This window comes from Variovorax sp. H27-G14, from assembly GCF_046156345.1.
Lineage (GTDB): Bacteria > Pseudomonadota > Gammaproteobacteria > Burkholderiales > Burkholderiaceae_C > Variovorax.
The window spans coordinates 1-1,114 of record NZ_JAYLVN010000056.1 but is presented as its reverse complement, the minus strand read 5'-3'; the positions used below and the strand labels follow the sequence as shown (position 1 = coordinate 1,114).

At 63.1% G+C, this 1,114-nt stretch carries 1 protein-coding gene; it reads left to right on the top strand.

What is annotated here, in order from left to right:
- Positions 1-127 precede the first annotated feature (127 nt).
- Positions 128-1,114, top strand: a 987-nt coding sequence (locus VLK31_RS36185) for an IS5 family transposase (protein ID WP_409173317.1), incomplete at its 3' end; no start/stop codon positions are given.

Genomic DNA, 1,114 nt, shown 5'->3' with positions numbered 1-1,114 from the left:
AGTCCGCCCTGAACAATCTCTAACTCTTTGATTTCACTGGTGATTTCGGAGCGTGCGTGGCGCGGAATTTGCAAGGTACTTGGGCGTAGAACGCAGTTTCCTTGCAAATTCCGACGAGGTTTTATCGATGGGACCCAAGCCTGTAGCACCGCAGACCGACGAGCTGTTCGTCTCTCGCCTGGACGAGTTGATCAACATGCGTCACGCGCTCGTTCGCTTGGCCGGCTTGATCGACTGGAGCGAGATCGAACGCACGTTTGGCGCTCACTTCAACTCGGGGCGCGGTCGCCCTGCATTGCCTCCTCGGCTGGTGGCCGGCCTGCTGTACTTGCAGCACACCTTCGATGCTTCCGACGAAGCGGTAGTCAACACCTGGATCGAGAACCCGTACTGGCAGTACTTCTGCGGCGAGGTGTACCTGCAGACCGCAGCGCCCATCGACCCAAGCAGCCTCACGCGCTGGAGGAAGCGCATCGGCGAAGAGGGCGTGGAAACTTTGTTGATGGCGACCATCGACGCAGCTCGGCGCGGCGGCGTCGTGAAGGCCTCCAGCGTGGACCGCGTGATCGTCGACACGACTGTGATGCCCAAGGCCATCGCGCACCCCACCGACAGCCGGCTGCTGGAGAAGAGTCGCCAGCATCTGGTGAAGGTCGCCGAAGAACACGGCCTGAACCTGCGCCAGAACTACAACCGCACCGCCCCGAGACTGGCCGCGCAGATCGGGCGCTACGCCCACGCCAAGCAGTTCAAGCGCATGCGCCACGCCGTTCGCACATTGCGCACGCGCGTGGGACGGGTGCACCGCGACGTGGCGCGCCAACTCGGCGCGCTGCCCGAGCAGGCACAGGCCAAGGTCGGCGATTTGCTCACTCGTACAGGCCGCATCCTGGCCCAGCGCACGAAGGACAAGAACAAGAACAAGCTCTACGCGCTGCACGCACCCGAGGTCGAGTGCATCTCCAAGGGCAAGGCCCGAACGCCGTACGAGTTCGGCGTGAAGGTGAGCATCGCGACGACCTTGAAGGAGGGTCTGGTGGTGGGCATGCGCAGCATGCCGGGCAATCCGTACGATGGCCACACGCTGGCCGAGACGCTCGAACAGGTCGACATC